The following is a 25,256-nucleotide window of genomic DNA, read 5'->3' as shown; positions in this document are numbered from 1 at the left end:
GTGGGCGCTCCGGCCTCCGGTATGACATATATCGATCCGTAGCCGACCCCCACCCGCCTGCGCAAAGGCCCTATACGATTGACTTGTCGGAAAATTCCCTAGTCAAGACATAGTTTGACGTCCATGTCGAATAGCTCAGCGAACTGTTTGCGGATGCGATACATTTCCCTGCGTGCGGAGTCGGGGCCGCACAGGCACGGAGACGGAACGCCGCCTGAGCGCTTCCGGTGTGTGCTCAGATCGCGATCACGCGTGATCGCCGAGGGGAGTCGCGATCTGAGCACACACTATTCTCCGGTCAGCGTCCGGGCACTGGTGAACGATCGGTGTGCGCCCGTCAGCGGATCGTCGAATTCGAGTGTGTGCGCCAGCAGTCGCAACGGTCTGGTGAAATCAGCCGGATCGACCTCGACGACGTGGGGATACAACGGATCTCCCGCAATCGGCAGCCCCAGGGACGACATGTGCAGCCGCAGTTGGTGGGTGCGTCCCGTCCGTGGCGACAGCCGGTAGTCCCCTCCGCCGAGTGCTTCGACGTACGTCTCGGCATTCGGCTCCCCCGGCTCCTCCACCGCCTGCAGTTGGCCACGGCGCTTCACGATCCGGCTGCGCACCGTCGTCGGCAGTGTCACCTCGGATGTGGCGTGCGAGTGGGCGAGGTAGGTCTTTCCGACCTCTCCGCGCGCGAACATGGTCTGGTACGCCCCGCGCACCTCTCGGCGGACCGTGAACAGCAGCACCCCGGCCGTCAGACGATCGAGGCGGTGCGCCGGGCTCAGCTCGGGCAGATCCAGGTCACGGCGCAACCGCACCAGCGCGGTCTGCGCCACGTGACTGCCCCGCGGCATGGTGGCCAGGAAGTGCGGCTTGTCGACGACGAGCACGTTCTCATCGGAGTGCAGCACCGGGATGTCGAAGGGAACCTCGACCTCGTCGGGTAGCTCGCGATACAGGAAGACCACGGCTCCGGCGGGCAGCACGGTAGACCCGTCAGCCACGGACCCGTTCGCGCAGAACACCTCGCCGGCAAGCACTTTCGCGCCCGAGCCCCACCGACGTTCGAATTCGTCGACCAGGAGCCCGCCGTGCACACGGACCCGCGCCGGCCCGAGACCGTCCCGGACGGGAAGCGGCGGCGGTCGCCTCAATTCAGTGGGACAGGCTCAAGGATCTCCGCCCGCGCCTCCGGCGCCGCGGCGCGCAGCGCATCGGCCGACTCGTCGTCGGGCTGGGTCTGGGACCTCACCTCGGCTTCCACCCGCGCCCGATAGGTCTGCACCTCGCGGTCGACATCCTCGGCACTCCAACCCAGCACGGGCGCAACAACTTCGGCGACCTCACGCGCGCAGTCCACCCCGCGGTGCGGGTATTCGATGGAAATCCGCATGCGGCGGGCCAAGATGTCCTCGAGATGCAGCGCACCCTCGGCGGCGGCGGCATAGGCGGCCTCGACCTTGAGGTACACCGGCGCGTCCGTGATCGGGGTCAGCAGTTCGGGCTGGCCGTCGGCCAGCTTCAACACGTCCCCGATCAACGACCCGTAGCGGTCCAGCAGGTGCCGCACACGGTAGGGGTGCAGGCCGTAATGCGCACCGACGCTTCCTGTTTGGTTCACGAGGGCGAAGTAGCCGTCGGCGCCCATCAGCGGCACCTTCTCAGTGATCGAGGGTGCCACCCGCGTGGGGATGAACTCGGCGGCGGCATCGATCGCGTCCTCGGCCATCACCCGATAGGTCGTGTACTTGCCGCCGGCGATCGCGACCAGACCGGGCGACGGGACCGCCACGGCGTGCTCCCGCGAGAGCTTGGAGGTCTCCTCGCTCTCCCCGGCCAGCAGCGGCCGCAGACCCGCGTAGACACCGTCGATGTCGTCGTGGGTCAGGGGCGTGGCCAGCACCTTGTTGACCTGCCCGAGGATGTAGTCGATATCGGCCTTCGTCGCGGCCGGGTGCGCGAGGTCGAGGTTCCAGTCGGTGTCGGTGGTGCCGATGATCCAGTGCGTGCCCCAGGGGATCACGAAGAGCACCGACTTCTCGGTGCGCAGGATGATCGCGACCTCGCTGACGACCCGGTCGCGGGGGACCACGATGTGCACGCCCTTGGACGCGCGGACCCGAAACCGGCCGCGTTCCTTCGACAATGCCTGGATCTCGTCGGTCCACACCCCGGTCGCGTTGACGACCACGTGGCCCCGCACCTCGGTGACCTCACCGTCCTCGGAGTCTCGCACCCGGACGCCGGTGACACGATCGCCCTCGCGCAGCAGCGCGACGACCTGCGTCGACGTCCGTACGACCGCGCCGTAGTGGGCGGCGGTGCGCGCGACGGTCATGGTGTGGCGGGCATCGTCGACGACGGTGTCGTAATAGCGGATGCCGCCGACCAGCGAGCTGCGTTTGAGTCCCGGCGAGAGCCGCAGCGCGCCCGCGCGGGTCAAATGCTTCTGCGCAGGAACCGATTTCGCGCCGCCGAGCTGGTCGTAGAGGAAGATGCCCGCGGCGATGTACGGCCGCTCCCACCACCGGTTGGTCAGCGGGAACAGGAACGGCAGCGGCTTGACCAGGTGCGGCGCCAGCGTCGTCAAGGACAGCTCGCGTTCGTGCAGGGCCTCGCGGACCAGACCGAACTCCAGCTGCTCCAGGTACCGCAGCCCGCCGTGGAACATCTTGCTGCTGCGGCTGGAGGTGCCCGATGCGAAGTCGCGAGCTTCGACCAGCGCGACCTTCAGCCCGCGGGTGGCGGCGTCGAGGGCGGCCCCGGCGCCGACGATGCCGCCGCCGATGACGATCACGTCGAACTGGTCACCGCCGAGACGTTCCCAGGCACGGACCCGCTGATCAGGACCGAGGAACGTCTGCCCCGTCCCGGGTGCCCTCCCCATCGCGTCGCTCGCCCCTGGCACGTTCCCCGTCGCTTCGCTCGCCCCTGGTGCCGGGATCGGGTCATTCACGCTGGCCGACTCCTCGGTTACTCGTCAGTACGCGTTGTCGAATCCAGGTTAACCGCCGGATGGGCACGCGGCGAGGAACGAGCCCGGGAAACCAGCCGAGAGGTCAGTCCAGGTCGTCGTGGGCCATCAGTCGCCGCGCGGCTTCGACGATCGAACCCGACAGCGACGGATACACCGACAGCGTCTGCGCAAGGTCGGTGACCGAGATGCGGTTCTGCACCGCCAACGCGATGGGCAGGATCAGCTCCGAGGCGATCGGTGCCACCACCACACCGCCGATCACCACGCCGGTGGCAGGCCTGCAGAAGATCTTCACGAAACCGTGCCGCAGCAGGGACATCTTCGCGCGCGCGTTCGTGTTCAGCGGCAGCATCAGCGTGCGGGCCGGCACGCTGCCGTCGTCGATGGCCGACTGCGGGATGCCGACCGCGGCGATCTCGGGCCGGGTGAAGGTCGCCGACGCGACGGTGCGCAGCCGGATGGGAGCCACGCCCTCACCGAGGGCGTGGTACATCGCGATGCGGCCCTGCATCGCGGCGACCGACGCCAGCGGCAGCAGGCCGGTGCAGTCGCCGGCGGCGTAGACCCCGGCCGCCGGGGTCCGCGACACCCGGTCCACCGGGATGTAGCCGCCGGGCTTGAGCTCGATGCCGACGCGTTCCAGGCCCAGGCCCGAGGTGTTGGGCACCGAGCCGACGGTCATCAGGGCGTGGCTGCCGTCGACGACGCGGCCGTCGGCGATCGCGACCCGGACCCCGCTCTCGGTGCGGGTCACGGAGTCGGCGCGGGCATTCTTGACCAACGTCACACCGCGTTCGTTGAATACCTGCTCGAGCGCGGCGGCGGCGTCCGAATCCTCGTGCGGCAGGATCTGGTCGCGGCTGGCCACGACGGTGACCGTGACCCCCAGCTCGGTGTAGGCATTGCAGAACTCGGCGCCCGTCACACCCGAGCCCACGATGATCAGGTGGGTGGGCAACTCCTTGAGCTCGTAGAGCTGACGCCAGGTCAGGATGCGATCGCCGTCGGGAACCGCGTTGGGCAGCACGCGCGGCTGCGCGCCCGTGGCGATGAGCACCACGTCGGCCTTGAGCACACCCACCTTGCCGTCGTTGGTGGTGACCTTCACCCGGTGGTGCGCCATCCCTGCCACGTCGTCGACGAGCTCACCGCGACCGCCGATGATGGTCACACCCTGGTTGAGCAGTGAGCTGCCGATGTCGGCGGACTGCGATGCGGCCAGCGTCTTGGCCCTGTTGTTGATCTGCGGCAGCGAGATCTTGGCTGCGTCGAGGTCGATGTCGAAGCCCATGCCGCCCGCGCGGCGCAGCTCGGTGCGCACGCCCGTCGAGGCGATCAGCGTCTTCGACGGCACGCAGTCGTAAAGCACGCAGGCGCCGCCCAACCCGTCCTCGTCGACGATCGTCACCTGGGTGACGTCGCGTCCCCGGGCGGCGGCCACCAGTGCCGCTTCGTAGCCCGCCGGTCCTCCGCCGATGATCACGATGCGCGTTACCACGGCTCCAACCTAGGGCACCGAGGTGACGATGGTTGGCAGCCGTCACCACACAATGCGTTTAAGCTTCTCGGGTGCCGATCTACGCCGCCTACGGATCGAATATGCATCCCGAGCAGATGCTGGAGCGGGCTCCGCATTCTCCGATGGCGGGGACGGGTTGGCTGCACGGGTGGCGCCTGACGTTCGGCGGGGCCGACATCGCGTGGGAAGGTGCGCTGGCCACCATCGTCGAGGACCCGACGTCGAAGGTCTTCGTCGTGCTCTACGACGTCACCAAAGAAGACGAGGAGAACCTCGACCGCTGGGAGGGCTCTGAGCTCGGCTTCCACAAGAAGATCCGCTGCCGGGTGCACCGCACGTCCTCGGACACCACGACCGACCCCGTGCTGGCGTGGCTGTATGTTCTGGACGCCTGGGAGGGCGGGATCCCGTCGGCACGCTATCTCGGCGTGATGGCCGATGCCGCCGAAATCGCCGGTGCTCCAGCGGAATACGTGCACGATCTGCGCACCCGCCCGGCCGGAAACGTGGGCCCCGGCTCCTAGGCCCGGGCTCCTCTGGCTCGGCCTGGGTGCGGCTCGGCTCGGCCTGGGTGCGGCTCGGCTCGGCACCGCGAGCGCGCGTGTCTGCACACCAACGCGCCGCCATTCCCGACTTTTGGCGCTCGCTCACGCCGCACGAGCGCGACGCAACTGATCACCGATACGCGCAGCCAGCTCCCACCCGCCGGCCTTGAGGTCCCCGGCCACGATCGGGATGACCGTCAGGCCCACCACCATCAGCGCGACGTTGCGGCGCCGATCCCGCTGCATCGCGTCCGGGTCGGAGTGCCAGTCGACGCCGTCGTACTCGGCGGCGACTCCGAGATCGGGCCAGGCGAAATCAAGCCGACGCAGCTCCCCGTTGCCGTCGACGACCTCATACTGCAGCTCCGGTGCGGGCAGGCCACCGTCGAGCATCGCCAGCCGCGCCATGCTCTCGCCCGGCGATTCGGCGCGGGCATCGGTCGGCGGCAACAGATTGCGCACGGCGACGATTCCGCGACGACCCTTCTGCTCGAGAGCCGCCCGCCAAAGGTCGGGCCGTGTGCAGGTCCGGCTGCGCAGCGCGGCATCCAGCGTGGCCAACGCCCTAGGCCGCCGCAGGCTGCGGGCGACCTCCACGGCCGTCCACGCCGGAGCGGTGGCCCGACGCCCGTCGACCACGACGAGCGGTGCACCGTCACGGCGGTGCACGACGAGCCCGTCGGCGTCGCGCAGCGCGCACCCCGGCGGGTTGAGCACATGCAGGTCTGTCGACCCCTCCATGTCGAACCCGTACATCGCGGCCGCCGTCGCAAGACAGACGGCGACTCGCCGTCCTGTCGAGAGGTCCAGTCCACGCAGGCGCAGTTGCTCCGTCGGCTCGCCCAGGCAATAGGTGCCGTGCCAGATTCGTTCGAGCACACCGGTTTCCACCAGTCGCTCGAATCCTCTGCGCGGCACGCAGGCCAGGATCTGGCCGGTGGCGGCCACGCCGTGCTGCTGCGCAAACAGTGCGGCGAGTTCGTCGTTCATGGCGACGATGCTGCGGCGCCTGCGTGTCCCTAGCTAGAGCAGCGGGAGGATCTGGGGATGAACGCGCGCATGTGTATAACTCGCCGGCCGTGAGCGCGCGCCAAATGCCAGCCGCGCCGTTGTGTCACTGTTCAGACACGCGCGCTCGCGGTGCGACTCCACCGCTCCCCCACGGCACCGGCTTCGGGCGCGTGCGCAGCTGCTGCGGCCACCAGAACCAGCGACCCAGCAGCGCGGCGATCGACGGGGTCATGAACGACCGGATGACCAGGGTGTCGAAGATCAGGCCCATGCCGATCGTCGTGCCGACCTGACCGATGATGGTCAGATCGCTGACCGCCATCGTCATCATCGTCAGTGCGAACACCATTCCGGCGGCGGTGACGACCGATCCGCTGCCGCCCATGGTGCGGATCAGGCCGGTGTGCAGACCCGCGTGGACCTCTTCCTTGAGCCGGGACACCACCAGAAGGTTGTAGTCCGCCCCGACGGCCAGCAGGATGATCACCGCCATCGGCAGCACCATCCAGTGCAACTCGATGCCGACCAGGTGCTGCCACACGAGCACCGACAGCCCGAAAGACGCGCCGAGGGAGAGGACCACGGTCCCGACAATCACCGCCGCGGCGACGATGGCGCGCGTCAGGATCAGCATGATGATGAAAATCAATCCGACAGCGGCGATTCCGGCGATCAGCAGGTCGTACTGCGTGCCGTCGGCCATGTCTTTGAACGTGGCCGCGGTACCGCCGAGATAAATCTTCGAACCCTCCAGCGGTGTGCCCTTGATGGCTTCCTTGGCCGCGGACTTGATCGCGTCGATCTTCTTGACACCGTCCGGGGAGAGCGGGTCTCCTTCGTGGGCGATGATGAACCGCACGCCGTGCCCGTTGGGCGAGATGAACTGTTCCATGCCGCGCTGGAAGTCGGCGTTGTCAAACGCCTCCGGCGGCAGATAAAACGTGTCGTCGTTGCGGGCGTCGTTGAACGCGTCACCCATATCGGTTGCGTCGCCGCTCATCTCGGCCGACGCCTTGAGCTGCCCGCCCTGGGTCTGCTGCATCGTCAGCATCATGTCGCGCTGCGACTTCATCGACTCGATCTGCGAGGGCATCAACTCGAGGAGTTGCGGCATGACGGCTGCGAGCCGCTCCAGTTCGGGAACGAGGTCCTGGACGTTGTCGGTGAGCAGGTTCGTGCCGTCGATCAGGTCGAACAGCGATCGCATCGCCGTGCACACCGGGATGTTGTAGCAGTGCGGTTCCCAGTAGAAGTAGTTGCGGATGGGCCGGAAGAAATCGTCGAGATTCGCGATGTGGTCCCGCAATTCGGTGATGTCGGCCGCCATGGTCTTCGTCTTCTCCACCATGCTGGTGGTGATCTCCGACATCTGCCCCATCAGCGACATCATCTTTTCCATCGTGTTGATGGTGTTCTGCAGCGACTCCGCCTGGACAGACATGTCGTCCATCCGATCCAGCATGTACTTCTCGTTGAGCTTCTGCGTTCCGCCCTGCCTGCTCATGATGTACGGGATCGTGGTGCCGTCGATCGGCGTGCCGTCCGGGCGGGTGATGGTCTGCACGCGGCCGATACCCTCGACGGCGAAGAGCGCCTTGGCAATCTTGTCGATCACGATGAAATCGGCCGGGTTACGCAGATCATGGTCGCTCTCGACCATCAGGATTTCGGGGTTGAGCCGCGCCGGCGAGAAGTGCCGCTCGGCGGCGGCGTATCCCACATTCGACTCGATGTCGGCGGGCAGATAGTTCCGGTCGTTGTAGCTGGTCTGGTAGCCGGGCAGCGCGAGCAGGCCGATCAGCGACACCGCGACGCTGGCCACCAGGATCGCGCCCGGCCAGCGCACGGTGGCCGCGCCGATCTTGCGCCAGCCGCGAACTCGCATGGCGCGCTTGGGCTCCAGCAGCCCGAACTTGCTCGCCACGGTCACTACCGCCGGGCCGAACGTCATGGCCACGCAGATCAGCACCAGCATGCCCAGGGCCAGCGGGACACCGAGGGTCTGGAAATACGGAAGGCGGGTGAAGCTCAGGCAGAAGGTGGCACCGGCGATGGTCAGGCCGGAGCCCACGATGACGTGCGCGGTGCCGCCGAACATCGTGTAGTAGGCCGACTCTGGGCTCTCTCCCTTGCCTCTGGCCTCTTGATAGCGCCCGACCAGGAAGATCGCGTAGTCGACGGCGATGGCGATAGCGAGGGTGACGAGCAGGCTCGTCGCAAACGTCGACAGACCGATGATGTCGTAGTAGCCGAGGAACGCGACGGCGCCGCGGACCGTCATCAGGCTCAGCCCCACCATCACCAGGATCAGCAAGGTGGTGACGATGGATCGGAAGAACAGCACCAGCATGATCGTGATGACGAGGAACGTCAGCGCCTCGACCATGCGCATGCTCTCGTGGCCGGCGTTCTCCTGCTCGGCGGCCAGCGCCGACGCACCGGTGACATAGGCGTTCACGCCGGCGGGCGGTTGACTGTCGGCGACGAGGTTCTGCACCGCGGCCACCGACTCGTTGGCCAGGGCCTCGCCTTGGTTGCCGGCAAGGTAGACCTGGAAGTAGGTGGCCTTGCCGTCGGCGCTTTGGGCACCCGAGGCGGTCAGCGGGTCGCTCCACAGGTCCTGGATGTGCTCGACGTGGACCGTGTCGGCCTCGAGCTTCTCGATGAGGCCGGCGTAGTAGGCGCGGGTCTCGTCGCCGAGGGGTTGGTCGCCCTCCAGCACGATCATCACCGAACTGTTGGACTCATACTCTTCGAAAACCTTGCCGATGTGCTCCATCGAGATGACGGCCGGCGCCTCGTCGGGGCTCATCGACACCGACCGCAGCTTGCCGACCGCTTCGAGCTGGGGCACCGCGACGTTGAGGAAGACGGCGAGGGCGATCCAGATCAGGAGAAACGGGATCGAGGCCCGGCGGATGAACCGGGCGATGCCGTAGAAATGCGGCTTGTGCCCATCCACCGTGCGACTCCTCCAGAGGATCTAGCCGAAAGCCGTTACGGCGCTGCCGTGTTCGACGGGGCCAATCTAAAAAGCAAAGCTAGACTAACCACTCGGCTAACTCTACACAAGCCGATCGGCTAACTAGTGGCCTGGCGCGGGATCCAGGCGCGAAGTGATCTGGGATACAGTTCGCCGAACCCGACGGTGCGACATGGAGGGAGGACCATGGCCAAACCGGTGGCAACGCGCGGCTTCGCACGGGAGCGGGTGCTGGAAGCGGCCTTGGAACTCTTTGCCGACCATGGCGTCAGCGGAACGTCGCTGCAGATGATCGCCGACCGCCTCGGCGTCACCAAGGCCGCGGTCTACTACCAGTTCCATTCCAAGGACGACATCGCGCTGGCCGTGGTCAAGCCGGTCTACGACGACATCGAACACCTCCTGCGCATCACCGAGACCCTGCCCACGGTCGAGACGCGGCGCAGCGTGTCGATCAGCGGGATGGTCGAGCTGATCATCCGGCACCGCCGCATCTCGAGCGTCTTCTACGGTGACCCGACCGTGCATCATCTGCTCGAAGAACACGACGAGTACCGCCGCATCGGCGAGCGCATCTCCGACGCCCTCCTCGGGCCCGACCCCGACCCGACGACGCGGGTGGCCATCTCGATGCTCAGCGCCGGCATCCACGGCTGTGTCAACGACCCGATGGTCGCTGATCTCGACGACGCCGACCTGCACAAGATTCTGCTGGAGCTGACCAAGAGGTTCCTGGAAGTCTTCTGACGCGACGCGACGCGACGCGACGCAACGCCCACGCTCGGGCGGGCCCGAGCGCGCAGGAAAGACCGCGAGATGCGGCGCGGCGGCGTGCAGACACGCGCGCTCGCGGTGCAAGGGGCGCGGCGCACGGGGCGCGGTGCGAGGCGCGGGCTACTGGGCCTGCGCGGCGTGCTCCACCAGGTTGACCAACAGCCGGACGCCCACGCCCAGTGCCCGCTCGTCCAGATCGAAGTTCGGCTGGTGCAGATCCAGTTGGGGCCCGCGGCCGTCCCACACGCCGAGGCGTGCCATCGCCCCGGGCACTTCCTCCAGATACCAGGAGAAGTCCTCGCCACCGCCGGACTGCTGGGTGTCGGCCAGCACGTCGGGGCCGATGGCCTCGATCGCGTGGGTCATGATGCGCGTGGAGACCTCTTCGTTGACCACCGGCGGCACGCCGCGGCGGTACTGCACGACGTACTCGATACCCAGAGGCGCCAGCAGCGATGAGATCGATTCCTGAACAACAGCTTCCAGCGTCAGCCAGGTCTCGCGGCTGGCGGTGCGGATGGTGCCGGCCATGGTTCCGGTCTGCGGGATCGCATTGGCGGCGACGCCGGCGTGCACCGCACCCCACACCATCACCGTGCTGTGGCGCGGGTCGATCCGGCGGGACAGGATCCCGGGCACACCGGTGATCAGCGTGCCCATGCCGTAGGCGAGGTCGCCGGTCAGATGGGGCCGCGACGTGTGGCCGCCCGGAGAGTGCAGGGTGACCTCGACGTGGTCGGCAGCCGAGGTGATGGGCCCCGCCTTCACCGCGACCCGACCCACGGCCAGGTGCGGGTCACAGTGCACCGCGTAGATCCGCGAGACCCCGGTCAGCGCTCCGGCAGCGATCGCGTCGATCGCACCGCCGGGCATCAGTTCCTCGGCGGCCTGGAAGATCAGCCGCACGCCGACGGGCAGTTCGGCTTCCGATGCCATCGCCAGCGCGGCGCCGAGCAGCACCGCGGTGTGTCCGTCGTGGCCGCACGCGTGCGCGACGTTGGGCACCTCCGAGGAGAACGGCAGACCCGTCCGCTCGGCCATCGGCAGCGCATCCATGTCGGCGCGCAACGCCACCCGCGGTCCATGGTCGGGCCCGAAGTCACACGTCAGCCCCGTCCCTCCGGGCAGGACCTTCGGATTCAGCCCGGCGTCGGCGAGCAGCGACGCGACGAACTGCGTGGTCGAGAACTCCTGCCGGCCGAGTTCGGGGTGACGGTGGATGTGTCTGCGCCACCCGACGAGGTCGTCATAGTGCTCGCTCAGCCACCGCGCGGCCGCATGCTGCAACACGCTCACGACGCCCGCCTCTGCCACTGCTCCAGCACGCGGTCCCTTTCCGGCTCCGATTCGGCCAGCACCACCACGGTGCGGGCCAGCATGATCGCCCCCTCCACCACCGCGGTGTCGGCGCTGGCGTTGACGGCCGCCGCCGTGAACGCCGGTTGGTGGATCGACGCGCCGCCGGCGTCGATGCCGACGATGGGATGGATCCCGGGCATCACCTTGGTCACGTTGCCCATGTCGGTGCTCCCCAGTGGCAGCGACGCCTCCAGGTCCGCGGGCACCGGTGTGCGTCCCACCCGGATCATCTCGGCGCGCACCGCCTCGGCCAGCCACGGATCGGGGGTCAGCTCGGCGTAGGCCGGCGCGGTCTCGGTGACGACGTGCTCGCACCCCGTGGCGACGGCACCCGCGGCGAAACAACCCGCCATCCGAGTCTCCAACTCCCGCAACGACTCCGAGTTCGTCGCGCGCATCGTGTACCGCAGCTCGGCATATCCGGGAATGATGTTGGACGCCTGCCCGCCGTCGGTCACGATGCCGTGCACCATCTGCCCGGGCACCAACTGTTGACGCAACAGCCCGATGGCCACCTGCGTCACCGTGACGGCATCGGCGGCGTTGACCCCGAGATAGGGCGCGACCGCGGCGTGCGACTCCTCGCCGGTGTAGGCGATCGTGACCTCGGACAGCGCCAGCGAGCGCGCCGCCGCAATGTCGATCGGGCCGGGGTGCAGCATCACGGTCGCGGCGATGTCGTCGAACGACCCGGCGTCGAGCATCAGCGCCTTGCCTCCGCCGAGCTCCTCGGCCGGGGTGCCGAGCAGCACGACCGTCAGCCCGAGCTCGTCGGCGACCTCCGCCAGGGCCAGCGCAGTGCCGACCGCAGACGCCGCGATGATGTTGTGCCCGCAGGCGTGCCCGATGCCCGGGAGTGCGTCGTATTCGGCGCAGACACCGACAACGAGAGGGCCGCCGCCGAACACCGCACGGAATGCGGTCTCGAGCCCCGCGGTGCCGGAGATCTCGAATCCGCGCTCGGCGACCAAGGCTTTCGCCTTCGCGCAGCTGCGGTGTTCGGCGAACGCGAGCTCGGGTTCGGCGTGGATCGAGTGGGACAGCTCGATCAGGTCGCTGCGGCGACGGTTGACTGCGTCTTCGACGCACGTCGACGCGGCGGCAATGGGCATGCAGGCCAGTATCTCACTGCGCACAGCCCCACTAAGCTGCCGCCTGTGGACGATCCGGCAGCCCAGGCCCGGCGGGCAGCGAACGAGTTGCGGGACCGCACCGGCGTCGAGCAGTACGACGTCGCCGTGGTGCTGGGGTCGGGATGGGCACCGGCGGCCGCTCAGCTCGGCGATCCCGCCGCCGCCGTCCCGATGGCCGCGCTGCCCGGTTTCACCCCTCCGAGCGCGCAGGGGCACAGCGGTCAGGCCCTTTCGTTGCGTGTCGGCCCCCACCATGTGCTGGCGCTGCTCGGACGCATCCACGCCTACGAGGGCCACGATCTGCAGCACGTTGTGCACCCGGTCCGGACCGCATGCGCAGCCGGGGCACGGACCGTGGTCTTGACCAACGCCGCCGGTGGACTGCGTGCGGATTTCTCGGTCGGGCAGCCGGTGTTGATCAGCGACCACCTGAATCTGACGGCGCGTTCGCCACTGGTGGGCGCCCAGTTCGTCGACCTGGTCGATGCCTATTCCCCGCGGCTGCGCGCGATCGCCCGCGAGATCGAACCCGCCCTGGCCGAAGGCGTGTACGCCGGGCTGCCCGGCCCCCACTACGAGACACCCGCCGAAATACGGATGCTGCGCACGATGGGTGCCGACCTGGTCGGGATGTCCACGGTGCACGAGACCATCGCCGCCCGGGCGGCCGGCGCCGACGTGCTCGGGGTGTCGCTGGTGACGAACCTGGCCGCCGGGATGACGGGCCAGCCGCTGAGCCACGCCGAGGTCCTCGAGGCGGGCCGTCAGTCCGCGACGCGGATGGGGTCTCTGCTGTCCTCGGTGATCGCGCGGCTCTGATCCCGGGCCAGGCGCCGGCTCGCCCACACCACGCCCCGGGCGAGGAGCGGTGCGGCGAACAGCATCAGCAGGATGCGTACCACCTGCGCCGCGATGACGAAGGTGACGTTCGACCCGGTCTCGACCGCCGTCGCCAGCACCGCGTACACCCCGCCGGGGCTGGTGGCGAGGTAGCCCTCCAGAGGTGTCAGGCCGGCCACGTGGGCCAGGACGACCCCGAGTCCGGCCGTGGCGACCCCGATGAACACGATCAGGGCGAGCGCCGCGGGCAGGAGACGTCCGACGCTGCGCAGCGACTCACGGGTGAAGGCCAACCCGGCCTGCCAGCCGATCAGGACATAGCCGGCCTGCACCAACAGTGTGGGCACCGTCAGACCGAACGACAATCCGCTGATCTCCAGCGCCACCGTCAGCGCGAGCGGCCCCAGCAGCCCGGCGCCGGGCAGCCGGATCAGCCGACCACCGAGCGCGCCGACCACGATCAGGCCGGCCATCATCGCCATGCTGAGATACCAAGGCGCTGAGGCCGTTTCCGTGACCTCGGAAGCGTGATGGCCGCGGTCGGCGTGGTAGATGAGCGTGACGACGACGGGCATGGATGCCGTCACCAGCCCTACCCTCAGGTACTGCACGACGGCGACGACGCGATCGTCGCCACCGAGTTCGCGCGCGATGGCCACCAATCCGGAGGCCCCGCCGGCGACGAGGGCCAGCGATCCCGTGAGGGGCGTGACGTCACGCCGCATCCCGAGAAGGGCGCCGGCGATGACGCTCAGAAGCAGAGTCCCCACGGCGACGGCGAGCACGATGAGCCAGTCGCCGGACAGAGTCGAGAGCGCATCCTGCTGCACCATCGTGCCGATGTAGACGCCGAGAACGCCTTGCGCAGCCAGACCGAGCTTGCGCGGCACCCGTTCCGGGCCCGCCCCCATCAAAGCCAGTGCGATGCCCACCGCCAGGGCGGCGAACAGGGCCGCTGACGGCACGCCGAGCATCGTCAACGGAACGGTGACCCCGACGGTCACAGCAAGAAGAATCGACCACCGAAGTATCTGTCGCCACCATTTCATCGTGATAATAAGTATGCTCTTGGTAATTCAAGATCTCAAACTGGAAAGATGAACGAATATGACAGCCCGATACCAAGCCATAGCTTGGCAATGACGAGGGAGTCCACGTCGTCTGCAGCCACCGAGCTGCGCGAATCGATGATGGCGGTCACCCGTCAGCTGCGCCGGCACCGGCCGGACAACGGGCTGACCGTGAGCCAGATGCAGCTTCTCGGTGAGATCAGCCGCGCCGGCGTCACGACGCCGGCCGAGCTGGGGGTGCGCCTGCATGTGCGGGTGCAGTCGTTGACCGACTCGCTCAACGAGCTCGTGGGCCGCGATTTGATCGCACGCCGGCCCGATGAGACCGACCGGCGCCGCCAGCTGATAGAGCTGACCGCCGACGGCATCCGGCTGCTGGATGCCGACCGCGCCGAGCGCGATGCCTGGTTACACCAGACGATGCGCGACCATCTCTCCGAACTCGAAGTGGACCTGCTGATGCTGGTGGCACCGATCCTGCGCAAGCTCGCCAATGCCGAGCCCATCGCCGAACCGCCGCGCTGATCGCCCCTTTGCGCGCCCGATCCGCGTTTGATGAAGTGAGCAGGTGACTCCGCCTTCCGTGCAGCAGTGGATCGCCCACGATCCCGATCCCCACGCTGCCGCCGAGTTGGCGGCGTGCAGCGACGACGAGCTCGCCGACCGGTTCTCCCACCCGCTGTCCTTCGGCACCGCAGGCCTCCGCGGACCGCTGCGCGCCGGACCCAACGGCATGAACCTGGCCGTCGTGCTGCGTGCGACATGGGCGGTGGCGCGGGTGCTTACCGATCGGGGACGCGGCGGAGCACCGGTGGTGGTGGGCTACGACGCCCGGCACCGGTCCGCCGAGTTCGGCGCGGCTGCCGCTGAAGTGTTTGCCGCCCAGGGTTTCTCGGTCCTTCTGATGCCGGTGCCGGTGCCGACCCCCGCGGTGGCGTTCGCCGTGCGTACCCTTGGCGCCGCCGCGGGTGTGCAGATCACCGCGTCGCACAATCCGCCGGCAGACAACGGGTACAAGGTGTATTTCGACGGTGGCATGCAGATCATCTCCCCCACCGACCGCGACATCGAGGCCGCGATCGCCGCGGCACCGCCTGCCGATGAGATTCCCAGGACAGGGGTCACACCGTCCGGCGTCGCGCACTTACGCGCCTACACCGAGCAGGCGGCGTCGGTGCGCCGCAGCACCGGGTCCGTGCGGGTGGCACTGACGCCAATGCACGGCGTGGGTGGTGAGTTCGCGCTGGACGCTCTGGCTCTGGCCGGCTTCGACGAGGTGCGCGTCGTCGAGAGCCAGTTCGCCCCCGACCCCGATTTCCCGACCGTCCCGTTCCCGAACCCCGAAGAACCCGGCGCTGCAGACGAATTGCTCGCCCTCGCCGCCGACGTCGACGCCGACATCGCGATCGCGCTCGACCCGGATGCGGACCGCTGCGCGATCGGGGTTCTGACACCGTCAGGCTGGCGGATGCTCACCGGTGACGAAACCGGTTGGCTGCTCGGCGAATACATCTTGTCGGGTGGCGAGGCGGATGCAGTGGTCGCCAGCACCGTGGTGTCGTCACGCATGCTGGCGGCCATCGCCGCAGCGCACGGCGCCCGGCACGTGGAGACGCTGACCGGCTTCAAGTGGCTGGCCCGCGCCGACGACGGGCTGGCCGAGACACTGGTGTACGCCTACGAGGAGGCGATCGGACACTGCGTCGATCCGGACGCGGTGCGGGACAAGGACGGCATCAGCGCGGCGGTCCTGGTCTGCGACCTCGTCGCCGCGATGAAGCAGCAGGGGCGCACCGTGCTCGATGCTCTGGACGACCTCGCCCGCCGCCACGGCGTGCACTCGACCATCGGCGTCACCCGTCGGGTCGAAAGTCCCCAGCAGGCAGCCGAATTGATGACCCGGCTGCGCACGAAACCCCCGGCTGACATCGCCGGGTTCGCCGTGGCCGCGGAAGATCTCGCACCCCGGACCGACGCGCTGGTCTTCACCGGGGGTGACGATCAGGCAGCGGTGCGGGTCGTCATCCGCCCCTCCGGAACAGAGCCGAAGGTCAAGTGCTACATCGAGATCCGCTGCGCCGGCGACGTCGTCGAGGCCCGCTCACGCGCCGCCGATCTGCAGGACAGGGTCGCTGCTGCCGTGCGGGAGTGGAATTAGCGCGGACCGAACTGCCGATCACCGGCGTCGCCCAAACCCGGGACGATGTAGGCGATGTCATTCAGGCCGGAGTCGATCGACGCGGTGAAGACCTTCAGCTCGGGTGCGACTTTCTCCAACGCCGCCAAGCCTTCCGGCGCGACGACCACACAGATGACGGTGACGTCGACGGCGTCGCGGCCGTAGAGCAGCTCCAGGGTGTGGGCCATCGAGCCGCCGGTAGCCAGCATCGGATCCAGCACGATGACCGGTTGACGGCTCAGGTCGTCGGGCAGCGATTCGAGGTACGGCGTGGGCTTGTGGGTCTCCTCGTTGCGTGCCACCCCGACGAAGCCGACCCTGGCCTCGGGGATCAATTCGTGGGCCTGATCGACCATGCCGAGGCCGGCGCGCAGCACGGGAACCAGCAGCGGCGGCACCGCCAGCTTCGTCCCGGCAGTCTCGGCCAGCGGGGTGCGCACCGAAACGGTCTGCGTCGGCAGCTCACGGGTCGCTTCGTACACGAGCATCAGCGTGAGGTCGCGCAGCGCGGCACGGAAACCCGCATTGTCGGTGCGCTCATCGCGCAGGGTGGTCAGCCGCGCCGCGGCCAGTGGGTGGTCGACTACGCGCACATCCATGGGTGCCGACTGTAGTGGGAACCTCCGGACCTTTCCCGGCGTCATAACGATATGTCCGCGCGCTTGTCTGTCGACCCCGATTCGCTGCACCGCTACAGTTCCGCCTGCGTCGACCATGCGGCCGATCTGACCGCTGCGGCCGCCCGGTTGCGGGCACTGGGGCCGGGAGCCGACCTGTACGGCCCGGTCGGGGCGCGGTTCGTGGCCGCGCTGACGCGGGCAGCTGAGGGCGACGCCGAGGTGATCGCGACGCTGAGTGGGTCGTTGTCGGGCGGTGCCCGGGCCGCGGCGACGTCGGCGACGGCCTATCAGGTCAGCGACGACGCGGCCGCCACCTGGATCGCCGGCGTCCGCTGATGCCCACTGCGACCGTGGAGGCGCTCGTGGCACCGCTGCGCCGCGTGCAGGCGCTCGTCGGACCCGGATTCCCTGCGGACCCCGCCGCCGGGCCTGCCTCCACGCTCAACGGCATTCGCTCGAGGCTCCTCGATGTCTCTGGCGCGGCCGGCCAGGCCTGGCAGCGCGCCGGTAGCGAGTGGTCCGGCAGCGCCGCCGACGCGGCCTCCGACTTCGCGGCGACGACCGCCGCGGCCATCGACGAAGCCGCTGAGCGGGCGGGCGGGCTCGGCGGGGTGGCCGCGGATGCGGCGCACGCGGTCGCCGGCGCGCACCGTCGATTACAGGACCTCGTCGACGACTTCGAGAACACGGCGGCCGCACTAGAGCCGCGCCTCGATGAGCCGGGGGTGGCGAAGGAGCTGTTGGCCGCCGCGCGCGATGCCCTGGCTCGGGCCATCGCGATCGTCGAGGAACTGTGCGGCGAATTAGACGGACACGCAATAGCATTGGAGGGACGCGCACCGCCCGCATCGGCGGCACCGACGTCGCCGGCCGGATACGGCGCCGGCGCGGGCATAGGTTCCGGAAGCCCGATGGGTCCCCCGGCCGGGGGCGTGGGATCGAGTGGACTCGGCGGCATGGGTGCCGGGTCACCCATCCCCGCGGAACTGGCGTCGTTCACCCGCCCCGACGGCACCGAGGTTCCCGATGCGGCCGAGTTCGGCGACGGTGTGGCGATCCAGCTTCCCGACGGTTCCGTGGTGATGGCACCCAATGCCGTTGCCGCCAGCGCGGTTCGGCATGCCCTGACGCAACTGGGCGTGCCGTATCAGTGGGGCGGGACGACCCCGGGCGTAGGGCTCGACTGCAGCGGCTTGACCCAGTGGGCCTACGGCGAAGCGGGCTTGAACATTCCGCGACTGGCTCAGGAGCAGGACATCGGGGGCGCCGTGGCCTCTGGGTCGCTGCTGCCCGGGGACCTTGCGGTCTGGGACGGCCATGTCGCGATGGTCGTCGGGAACGGCCTCATGGTGGAGGCCGGCGATCCGGTCAAACTGTCGCCGATTCGGACCGCGAACGCGGGTCAGGGTTTTCAGGGATTCTGGCGGCCGACGGCCTAGATAACTCTGCACATTTCGCTGTGTTCAGCGTCGCAGTGACACCAAATGTCGCACCGCGCAATCACTAAAACCGATTGGAGGGTGAATTACTGGATTCAAACAATAGTGGATCCGGAATGCTTTCCTACGCACACAACCGCCTCTGACTTGGTGAGATCGCTGGACGCGCTATCTATCGCGGCTGTAAATTACGCATTGATCTTCGCTTTTATCAGGCAACGCGGTCGGGGGCAATCATGCCGGATAAAGAGTGTCTTCATAGCTCGCCTCTTGACGAAGCACAGCCGCCGCGGAACAGCATGCGTCGACTCCTGGGCGCCTCGATCGCGACGGCTGGTTTGGTTACTTGCGGGTTCATGCTCTTCGCGCCGATCGAACCCGCACCGTCCCCGGTCATGCTGGTGAGCTTTACGACGGAGGACAGCCCTGATGACGGTGGCGACGACAGCACACCGTCCCCTTCGAACGAGGGCGGCGCTGACGGAGATGGCACGACAGATGGCGGTGCCGACCTCGGAGAGTCCGAGAGTCAGGAACCCAACTCCGACGACAGCATTCCCGACTCCTCGGGCGACGGACCTGTTCCGGATCAGGAAAACAGTGGCGGTGGTGAAACCGACGAAGAAGGCACCGATTCCGACGGTGATGGATTCTCCGACGCCGAGGAATCGGCGGCGGGTACTGACGACGCCGACGCGGCCGACTACCCGGGCTCTGAAGACTCGTCGCCCGGGCAGACGGATTCAGACGGCGACGGATTCACCGATGACGCCGAAAACTCTGCCGGAACAGATGCCTGGAATCCTTCCAACTATCCGGGTTCGACAGATTCCTATTACGGCGACTCTGACAACGATGGCTTCACGGATGCCGATGAGGCATCTGCAGGCACCGACCCCTACGACTCGTCCAGCTACCCGGGCTCATACGGCCTTGACTCTGATGGCGACGGCTATTCTGATGCCGACGAAATCGCCTCCGGCACCAGCCCGAACGACGCCTCCAGCTACCCCGGCTCGACGAACTACACCGACGCCGACGGAGACGGCTACAGCGACGCCGACGAAGCATCAGCGGGTACCGACCCCAACGACCCCACCAAGTACCCCGGCTCCGGCACGACGGACACCGACGGCGATGGATTCAGCGACGACGAAGAAAACTCTTTCGGTAGCGACCCTTACAACCCCGCAAGCTATCCGGGATCAGACGACGGTTATTCCGCAGACACCGACGGCGACGGCCACCACGACGGGGACGAGATCGCAGTAGGCACCAACCCCAACGACCCATCGAGCTATCCCGGGTCAGACGCCGATTCCGACGGCGACGGCTATACCGACGGCACCGAAACAGCCTCCGGCACCGAACCTTACGACGCGTCCAGCTATCCAGGCTCGGATACCGATTCCGACGGCGACGGCTACAGCAACGGCGAAGAACTCGTCGCAGGCACCAACCCCGAAGACTCCACCAGCTACCCCGGCTCGGGTGGCTCGATGTACACCGATTCCGACGGCGACGGGTACACCGATGCCGATGAGGCATCCGCAGGTACCGACCCCAACGACCCCGCCAATTACCCGGGCTCATACGGCCTGGACTCCGACGGAGACGGCTACTCCGACGCCGATGAAACCGCCGCCGGCACCAGCCCCAACGACGCCTCCAGCTACCCCGGCTCGACGAACTACACCGACGCCGACGGCGACGGCTACACCGATGCCGACGAAGCAGCCGCTGGCACCAACCCCAACGACCCCACCAACTACCCCGGATCCGGCCTTACGGACACCGACGGCGACGGCTACACCGACAACGACGAAACCGCCGCAGGCACGGACCCCACCAATCCCTCAAGCTATCCAGGCTCCGGCGACTACGACTCCGACGGAGACGGCTTCACCGACAACAACGAAATCGCCGCGGGCACTGACCCCTCCAACCCCTGGAGCTACCCCGGCTCGGGAGGCTCGAACTACAACGACTCCGACGGCGACGGCTACACCGACGCCGACGAAGGCACCGCCGGGACGAACCCCTACGACTCGACGGACTACCCCGGCTCACTTGGCCTGGACTCTGACGGAGACGGCTACCCCGACGCCGACGAAACCGCCGCCGGCACCAACCCCAACGACGCCTCCAGCTACCCCGGTTCAACGAACTACACCGACGCCGACGGCGACGGCTACACCGACGCCGACGAGGCATCAGCGGGCAGCGACCCCAACGACCCCGCCAATTACCCGGGCTCTAAAGGCCTGGACTTCGACGGCGACGGCTACACCGACGCCGACGAGGCATCAGCGGGCAGCGACCCCAACGACCCCGCCAATTACCCGGGCTCAAACGGCCTGGACTCCGACGGCGACGGCTACACCGACGCCGACGAAACCGCCGCCGGCACCAGCCCCAACGACGCCTCCAGCTACCCCGGCTCGACGAACTACACCGACGCCGACGGCGACGGCTACACCGACGCCGATGAGGCATCCGCGGGCACCAACCCCAACGACCCCACCAACTACCCCGGCTCCGACACCACCGGCCCCGACAACACCGACGCCGACGGCGACGGCTATACCGACAACGACGAAACTGCCGCAGGCACCGACCCGTCCAACCCCGGGAGCTACCCCGGCTCGGGAGGCTCGAACTACACCGATTCCGACGGCGACGGCTACACCGATGCCGATGAGGCATCCGCAGGCACCGACCCCAACGACCCCGCCAATTACCCGGGCTCATACAGCCTGGACTCCGACGGAGACGGCTACCCCGACGCCGACGAAACCGCCTCCGGTACCAACCCCAACGACGCCTCCAGCTACCCCGGTTCAACGAACTACGCCGACTCCGACGGCGACGGCTACACCGATGCCGATGAGGCATCAGCGGGCAGCGACCCCAACGACCCCGCTAATTACCCGGGCTCCGACACCAGCGGGCCCGACGACACCGACACCGACGGCGACGGCGACGGCGACGGCTATACCGACACCGATGAGACCGCCGCCGGCTCGGACCCGAACAGTCCGACCAGCACTCCTGGCAGCACAGAAGGTCCTACAGATCCGACGACATCTGAGCCTGAACCCGGCCCCAGCAATTTCTTCGAAAGCCTCGTGGCCGCTTTTCGCGAGGCCGTCTCACGCACCGTGGCCTTCGTCTCGCATCTCGTGAACATGTTCCTCACCTTGTTCGGTCTCCGGCCGAACGCAGGTTGGTGGGCCTGAGGCCCCGTTATCGCTCTCGCATCACAGGGACTCACTCAGCGGCGCGACCTCGCTCAGGCGCGCACCCGTAGGAATTGACCCGCGAGGTCCGAGATCCACGCCTCGGCGGCGATCGGATCGGCCGGCGGGCCCGCAACCAGCACCAGCTCGTCGATGCCGGCATCGGCCAGACGGACGGCGTCGGCCGGCACCGGGTCCTGCAGGGAGACCGCAAGCCTCAGCTCGGTGGGGTCACGCCCTACCTCGCGACACAGCGAACGCAGCTTCGAGGCGCTGTACGCGGCCTCCTCGACGTCGGCCAGGTTGAAGCCGTACCAGCCGTCACCCCATTCGGCCGCACGGCGCAAGGCCGCGTCGGAGTTTCCGCCCAACACGATGGGGATCGACCTGCCCCGCGGCTTCGGATTGACCCGCACGCGATCGAAGGACACGAACTCCCCCGAGAACGAGGCGACATCGTCGCGCCACAGGGTGCGCATCGCCGCGACGTATTCGGCCATCCGCCGGCCGCGCCCTTCGAACGGGACACCCAGTGCGTCGTACTCCTCCCGCGACCACCCGACGCCCACGCCGAGGGACAGGCGGCCACCCGTCATGTGGTCGAGGGACGCGGCCTGCTTTGCCGTGATCACCGGGTTGTGTTCGGGCAGTAGCAACACGCCCGTCGCCAGCTCGATCCGATTTGTCGCCGCGGCAGCGAAGCTCAACGCGATCAAGGGGTCCAGCCAGTCGGCCTCGGCGGAGATCGCGATCCGGCCGTCGTCGCTGTAGGGGTAGTGAGAATCCGACTCGTCGGCCATGACGACGTGCTCGCCGACCCACAGGGTTGCGAACCCGGAGCGTTCGGCCGCCGCGGCCACGGCATCGATCACGGTGCGCTGCGCACCCGCGGCGATGCCGAGCCCATGCAGGCCGAGTCTGATCATTCGGCGATCATGGCAGGCTTGACGAACACTCCGAGCGACGAACGGGTTGCGGTACGGCAACAGTGCGCCGTCGTCGCGACGTGGCCGGACATACCGTGGCCATGCCCTCGGTGCGGCCGAGGCCGGTGGCTAGGCTGTGCCGCATGGCTGCTGACATCGTGCCGATCGGGCTGAAGCTGACCAAGGGCGACGTGTACACGCTGTGGGCGCCGCGGTGGCGTGCCGACGGCGACGAGTGGGAAGCGTTCCTCGGCAAAGACGAGGACCTCTACGTCCTCGAATCGGTCGCTGACCTGGTGGCTTTCGTCCGCACCAACGACGACAACGACCTGGTCGACCATCCCGCGTGGGAGAAGCTGACCCAGGCCAACGCCCATCGGCTGAACCCGACCGACGAGCACACGCACGACCTCGTGGTGCTCGAGGAGTTGCTGTCGCAGAAGCCCACCGAGGACAACGTGCGGGCGCTGCACGGCGCGCTGGCCGTCGTGTCGTCCATGGGTTCGGTGTGCGAGCTGCCCGCAGTCACCAAGTTCTTCAACGGCAACCCGATGCTCGGGACGGTCGGCGGCGGCGCGGAGGCGTTCGCCGGGCGCGCAGGTCGCAAGCGGTGGGCCGAAATCGAGAAGATCATCGCCCGCGGGTGGGACAGCGTCATCGAAGCCCTCGACGAGGTCATCACCACCCCGGAGGTCGACACCGCCGCCGCCGAGAAGGCCCAGGCCGAGCTCGACGAGGACGCCCCCGAGCCCGACGAGGACGACCTCGTGATCGACGACGTCGTCGACACCCCGGAGGAAGCGGACGAGCTTGCCGCCGAGGCCGAGACCAAGGTGCTGGGCAGTGACAAGGACTTCTGGGAGCGTGTCGGCATCGACCCGGTCCGCATCATGATGACCGGCGGGACCTACTTCACCCTGCGGTGCTACCTCAACGATCAGCCGATCTTCCTGGGCCGCAACGGCCGCATCAGCGTGTTCCCGTCGGAGCGAGCGCTGGCGCGCTACCTCGCCGACGAACATGATCACGATCTGTCCGACCTCGCCACCTACGACGACATCCGCACCGCGGCCACCGACGGATCCCTGCGGGTCGACGTCACCGACGACAACGTCTACGTGCTGACCGACATCGTCGACGACCTCGCCGAGGGACCCGACGCCCTCGATCGCGACCAGCTCGAGCTCGCGGTGGAGCTGCTGCGCGACATCGGCGATTACTCCGAGGAGACGACCGTCGACTCGAAGCTGGCGACCGACACCTCGCTGGGGCAGCTGATCGGCCACGTGCTCGACCCCGACACGGTGAAGCGCCCGAACGCGCCGTACGCGGACGCGGTGACGCAGTGGGAGTCGCTGGAGCGCTTCGTCGAGTCGCGGCTGCGTTCGGAGACGTAAGCCCACCGCGCGAGCGCGTGAAGAGACCCGTGCGAGCGCCTGGAGAGACCCGTGCGAGCGCGCGCAAAATGCCGGAGAATGCGGCGCGCCGCTGTGCAGACACGCGCGCTCGCGGTGCAAGTCCGGGGTCGCGGTGCAGGTCCCGGGGCCGCGGTGGTCAGCCGACGAGGACGGCGTAGCGGGGCTTAATCACCTCGTCGATGATGGCCAGCCGCTCGTCGAAGGCGATGAACGCAGATTTCATCGCGTTGATCGTGAACCGTTCGAGGTCGCTCCACCCGTAGCCGAACGCCTCGACCAGGCGCAGCATCTCCAGGCTCATCGTGGTGTCGCTCATCAACCGGTTGTCGGTGTTGACCGTCACCCGGAAGCGCAGCCGGGCCAGCTGATCGAACGGGTGCTCGGCGATGCTGGCTACCGCGCCGGTCTGAACGTTGGAGCTCGGGCACATCTCGAACGGCACCCGCTTGTCGCGTAGCAGCGAGGCGAGCCTGCCGAGCGTCGCCCGGCCGTCGCCGTCCACCTCGATGTCGTCGACGATCCGCACGCCGTGGCCGAGCCGGTCGGCACCGCAGAAGGCGATCGCCTCGTGGATCGACGGCAGCCCGAACGCCTCCCCCGCGTGAATGGTGAAGCGCGCGTTGTTGCTTCGCATGAACTCGAAAGCGTCGAGGTGCCGGGTGGGCGGGTAGCCCGCTTCCGCGCCGGCGATGTCGAAGCCGACCACACCCTTGTCCCGAAATCGGATCGCCAGCGCGGCGATCTCGCGGGAGCGTGCCGCATGGCGCATCGCGGTCACCAGGCAGCGCACCGTGATGGTCCGCCCGTCGGCCGCCGCGGCCTTCTCCCCGTCGGCGAAGCCTGCCAGCACCGCGTCGACGACGGCGTCCAGCGACAACCCGTCGTTGATGTGCAGCTCGGGGGCGAACCGGATCTCGGCGTAGACGACGTTGTCGCCGGCGAGGTCCTCGACGCATTCGCGGGCGACGCGGTGCAGCGCGTCGGGTGTCTGCATGACGCCGACCGTGTGGGCGAACGGCTCCAGGTAGCGCACCAGCGACCCACTGTGCGCGGCCGTGCGGAAGAACTCCGCCAGGCCGTCGGCGTCGTGGGCGGGCAGGTCCTCGTACCCGTGTTGATCGGCGAGCTCCAGCACCGTGGCCGGGCGCAGACCCCCGTCGAGGTGGTCGTGCAGCAGCGCCTTGGGCGCGCGGCGGATGTTCTCCAGCGTCAACGGCGTCGTCACGGGAA

The 25,256-nt window shown here is 68.1% G+C and carries 20 protein-coding genes; 9 read left to right on the top strand and 11 right to left on the bottom strand.

Features of this window, described 5'->3' with window-relative positions; all coding sequences use genetic code 11:
- Positions 1-287: 287 nt before the first annotated feature.
- The 3 genes from FHR72_RS13425 to FHR72_RS13415 all read right to left on the bottom strand — a co-directional run bounded on the left by FHR72_RS13425 (position 288) and on the right by FHR72_RS13415 (position 4,469).
- Complete coding sequence (locus FHR72_RS13425; RefSeq protein ID WP_183468721.1) at positions 288-1,148, bottom strand: pseudouridine synthase; 861 nt, start codon at positions 1,146-1,148, stop codon at positions 288-290.
- Positions 1,145-2,881 carry a glycerol-3-phosphate dehydrogenase/oxidase gene (locus FHR72_RS13420; protein ID WP_183468718.1) on the bottom strand — a complete coding sequence of 579 codons (1,737 nt, stop codon included), beginning with the start codon at positions 2,879-2,881 and terminating at the stop codon, positions 1,145-1,147. The genes FHR72_RS13425 and FHR72_RS13420 overlap by 4 nt, the downstream gene beginning before the upstream one ends.
- Positions 2,882-3,053: 172 nt before the next feature.
- Positions 3,054-4,469, bottom strand: coding sequence for an NAD(P)H-quinone dehydrogenase (locus FHR72_RS13415; RefSeq protein WP_183468714.1), 1,416 nt, complete (start codon positions 4,467-4,469; stop codon positions 3,054-3,056).
- 71 nt (positions 4,470-4,540) lie between these two features.
- On the opposite strand from FHR72_RS13415, the gene FHR72_RS13410 reads away from it, so the two are divergent.
- Positions 4,541-5,014 (top strand): gamma-glutamylcyclotransferase family protein, encoded by a 474-nt coding sequence (locus FHR72_RS13410; protein ID WP_183468711.1) that lies wholly within the window; start codon positions 4,541-4,543, stop codon positions 5,012-5,014.
- 123 nt (positions 5,015-5,137) lie between these two features.
- Here FHR72_RS13410 and FHR72_RS13405 read toward each other — a convergent pair whose 3' ends face one another.
- Positions 5,138-6,025 carry a type IV toxin-antitoxin system AbiEi family antitoxin domain-containing protein gene (locus FHR72_RS13405; RefSeq protein ID WP_183468708.1) on the bottom strand — a complete coding sequence of 296 codons (888 nt, stop codon included), beginning with the start codon at positions 6,023-6,025 and terminating at the stop codon, positions 5,138-5,140.
- A gap of 124 nt (positions 6,026-6,149) precedes the next feature.
- Positions 6,150-9,029, bottom strand: a complete 2,880-nt coding sequence (locus FHR72_RS13400) for an MMPL/RND family transporter (protein WP_183469118.1) — start codon at positions 9,027-9,029, stop codon at positions 6,150-6,152.
- Between the two features lie 186 nt (positions 9,030-9,215).
- On the opposite strand from FHR72_RS13400, the gene FHR72_RS13395 reads away from it, so the two are divergent.
- Complete coding sequence (locus FHR72_RS13395) at positions 9,216-9,776, top strand: TetR/AcrR family transcriptional regulator (protein ID WP_183468705.1); 561 nt, start codon at positions 9,216-9,218, stop codon at positions 9,774-9,776.
- Positions 9,777-9,923: 147 nt separating this feature from the next.
- Here FHR72_RS13395 and FHR72_RS13390 read toward each other — a convergent pair whose 3' ends face one another.
- Both FHR72_RS13390 and FHR72_RS13385 read right to left on the bottom strand, forming a co-directional pair.
- Positions 9,924-11,099 carry an amidohydrolase gene (locus FHR72_RS13390; RefSeq protein ID WP_183468702.1) on the bottom strand — a complete coding sequence of 392 codons (1,176 nt, stop codon included), beginning with the start codon at positions 11,097-11,099 and terminating at the stop codon, positions 9,924-9,926.
- A complete protein-coding gene (locus FHR72_RS13385; RefSeq protein ID WP_183468699.1) occupies positions 11,096-12,274 on the bottom strand; it encodes a M20 family metallopeptidase in 1,179 nt (392 codons plus the stop codon). The genes FHR72_RS13390 and FHR72_RS13385 overlap by 4 nt, the downstream gene beginning before the upstream one ends.
- 45 nt (positions 12,275-12,319) lie before the next feature.
- Here FHR72_RS13385 and FHR72_RS13380 point away from each other — a divergent pair, with 45 nt between their 5' ends.
- Positions 12,320-13,114 (top strand): purine-nucleoside phosphorylase, encoded by a 795-nt coding sequence (locus tag FHR72_RS13380; RefSeq protein WP_183468696.1) that lies wholly within the window; start codon positions 12,320-12,322, stop codon positions 13,112-13,114.
- Here FHR72_RS13380 and FHR72_RS13375 read toward each other — a convergent pair.
- Positions 13,060-14,184, bottom strand: a complete 1,125-nt coding sequence (locus FHR72_RS13375; protein ID WP_183468693.1) for an AbrB family protein — start codon at positions 14,182-14,184, stop codon at positions 13,060-13,062. The genes FHR72_RS13380 and FHR72_RS13375 overlap by 55 nt on opposite strands.
- A 90-nt stretch (positions 14,185-14,274) precedes the next feature.
- On the opposite strand from FHR72_RS13375, the gene FHR72_RS13370 reads away from it, so the two are divergent.
- Both FHR72_RS13370 and FHR72_RS13365 read left to right on the top strand, forming a co-directional pair.
- Complete coding sequence (locus FHR72_RS13370) at positions 14,275-14,730, top strand: MarR family winged helix-turn-helix transcriptional regulator (protein WP_183468689.1); 456 nt, start codon at positions 14,275-14,277, stop codon at positions 14,728-14,730.
- Positions 14,731-14,773: 43 nt separating this feature from the next.
- The gene (locus FHR72_RS13365; protein ID WP_183468686.1) at positions 14,774-16,363 is read left to right on the top strand and encodes a phospho-sugar mutase; all 1,590 of its coding nucleotides are present in this window, start codon (positions 14,774-14,776) and stop codon (positions 16,361-16,363) included.
- Here the strand turns inward: FHR72_RS13365 and upp are convergent.
- Positions 16,360-16,983, bottom strand: a complete 624-nt coding sequence (gene upp / locus FHR72_RS13360) for a uracil phosphoribosyltransferase (RefSeq protein WP_183468684.1) — start codon at positions 16,981-16,983, stop codon at positions 16,360-16,362. The two genes, FHR72_RS13365 and upp, sit on opposite strands and share 4 nt — an antisense overlap.
- Before the next feature lie 51 nt (positions 16,984-17,034).
- Between upp and FHR72_RS13355 the strand changes: the two genes are divergently transcribed.
- The 3 genes from FHR72_RS13355 (at position 17,035) to FHR72_RS13345 (ending at position 21,682) form a co-directional block, all read left to right on the top strand.
- Positions 17,035-17,340, top strand: coding sequence for a type VII secretion target (locus FHR72_RS13355; RefSeq protein WP_183468681.1), 306 nt, complete (start codon positions 17,035-17,037; stop codon positions 17,338-17,340).
- Entirely contained in the window at positions 17,340-18,443 is a 1,104-nt protein-coding gene (locus tag FHR72_RS13350; RefSeq protein WP_183468678.1) for a C40 family peptidase, read from the top strand. The genes FHR72_RS13355 and FHR72_RS13350 overlap by 1 nt, the downstream gene beginning before the upstream one ends.
- Before the next feature lie 401 nt (positions 18,444-18,844).
- A complete protein-coding gene (locus FHR72_RS13345) occupies positions 18,845-21,682 on the top strand; it encodes a hypothetical protein (protein WP_183468675.1) in 2,838 nt (945 codons plus the stop codon).
- A gap of 53 nt (positions 21,683-21,735) precedes the next feature.
- Here FHR72_RS13345 and FHR72_RS13340 read toward each other — a convergent pair whose 3' ends face one another.
- A complete protein-coding gene (locus FHR72_RS13340; protein ID WP_183469116.1) occupies positions 21,736-22,605 on the bottom strand; it encodes an LLM class F420-dependent oxidoreductase in 870 nt (289 codons plus the stop codon).
- 146 nt (positions 22,606-22,751) lie between these two features.
- Between FHR72_RS13340 and satS the strand changes: the two genes are divergently transcribed.
- A complete protein-coding gene (gene satS, locus FHR72_RS13335; RefSeq protein ID WP_183468672.1) occupies positions 22,752-24,005 on the top strand; it encodes a protein export chaperone SatS in 1,254 nt (417 codons plus the stop codon).
- A 157-nt stretch (positions 24,006-24,162) separates the two neighbouring features.
- Here the strand turns inward: satS and FHR72_RS13330 are convergent, their stop codons facing one another.
- On the bottom strand, positions 24,163-25,251 hold the full coding sequence (locus FHR72_RS13330) for an adenosine deaminase (RefSeq protein ID WP_183468669.1): 1,089 nt from the start codon (positions 25,249-25,251) through the stop codon (positions 24,163-24,165).
- Positions 25,252-25,256 lie beyond the last annotated feature (5 nt).

Source organism: Mycolicibacterium iranicum (assembly GCF_014190915.1).
Lineage (GTDB): Bacteria > Actinomycetota > Actinomycetes > Mycobacteriales > Mycobacteriaceae > Mycobacterium > Mycobacterium iranicum_B.
This window is presented reverse-complemented; position numbering and strand designations above follow the sequence as displayed.

Bases quoted from the DNA above. Each gene is read 5' to 3' on its own strand.
- FHR72_RS13375 (WP_183468693.1), bottom strand. From the start codon at position 14,184: ATGAAATGGTGGCGACAGATACTTCGGTGGTCGATTCTTCTTGCTGTG.
- FHR72_RS13370 (WP_183468689.1), top strand. From the start codon at position 14,275: ATGACGAGGGAGTCCACGTCGTCTGCAGCCACCGAGCTGCGCGAATCG.
- FHR72_RS13405 (WP_183468708.1), bottom strand. From the start codon at position 6,025: ATGAACGACGAACTCGCCGCACTGTTTGCGCAGCAGCACGGCGTGGCC.
- FHR72_RS13350 (WP_183468678.1), top strand. From the start codon at position 17,340: ATGCCCACTGCGACCGTGGAGGCGCTCGTGGCACCGCTGCGCCGCGTG.
- FHR72_RS13385 (WP_183468699.1), bottom strand. From the start codon at position 12,274: ATGCCCATTGCCGCCGCGTCGACGTGCGTCGAAGACGCAGTCAACCGT.
- FHR72_RS13355 (WP_183468681.1), top strand. From the start codon at position 17,035: ATGTCCGCGCGCTTGTCTGTCGACCCCGATTCGCTGCACCGCTACAGT.
- FHR72_RS13395 (WP_183468705.1), top strand. From the start codon at position 9,216: ATGGCCAAACCGGTGGCAACGCGCGGCTTCGCACGGGAGCGGGTGCTG.
- satS (WP_183468672.1), top strand. From the start codon at position 22,752: ATGGCTGCTGACATCGTGCCGATCGGGCTGAAGCTGACCAAGGGCGAC.
- FHR72_RS13420 (WP_183468718.1), bottom strand. From the start codon at position 2,881: ATGGGGAGGGCACCCGGGACGGGGCAGACGTTCCTCGGTCCTGATCAG.
- upp (WP_183468684.1), bottom strand. From the start codon at position 16,983: ATGGATGTGCGCGTAGTCGACCACCCACTGGCCGCGGCGCGGCTGACC.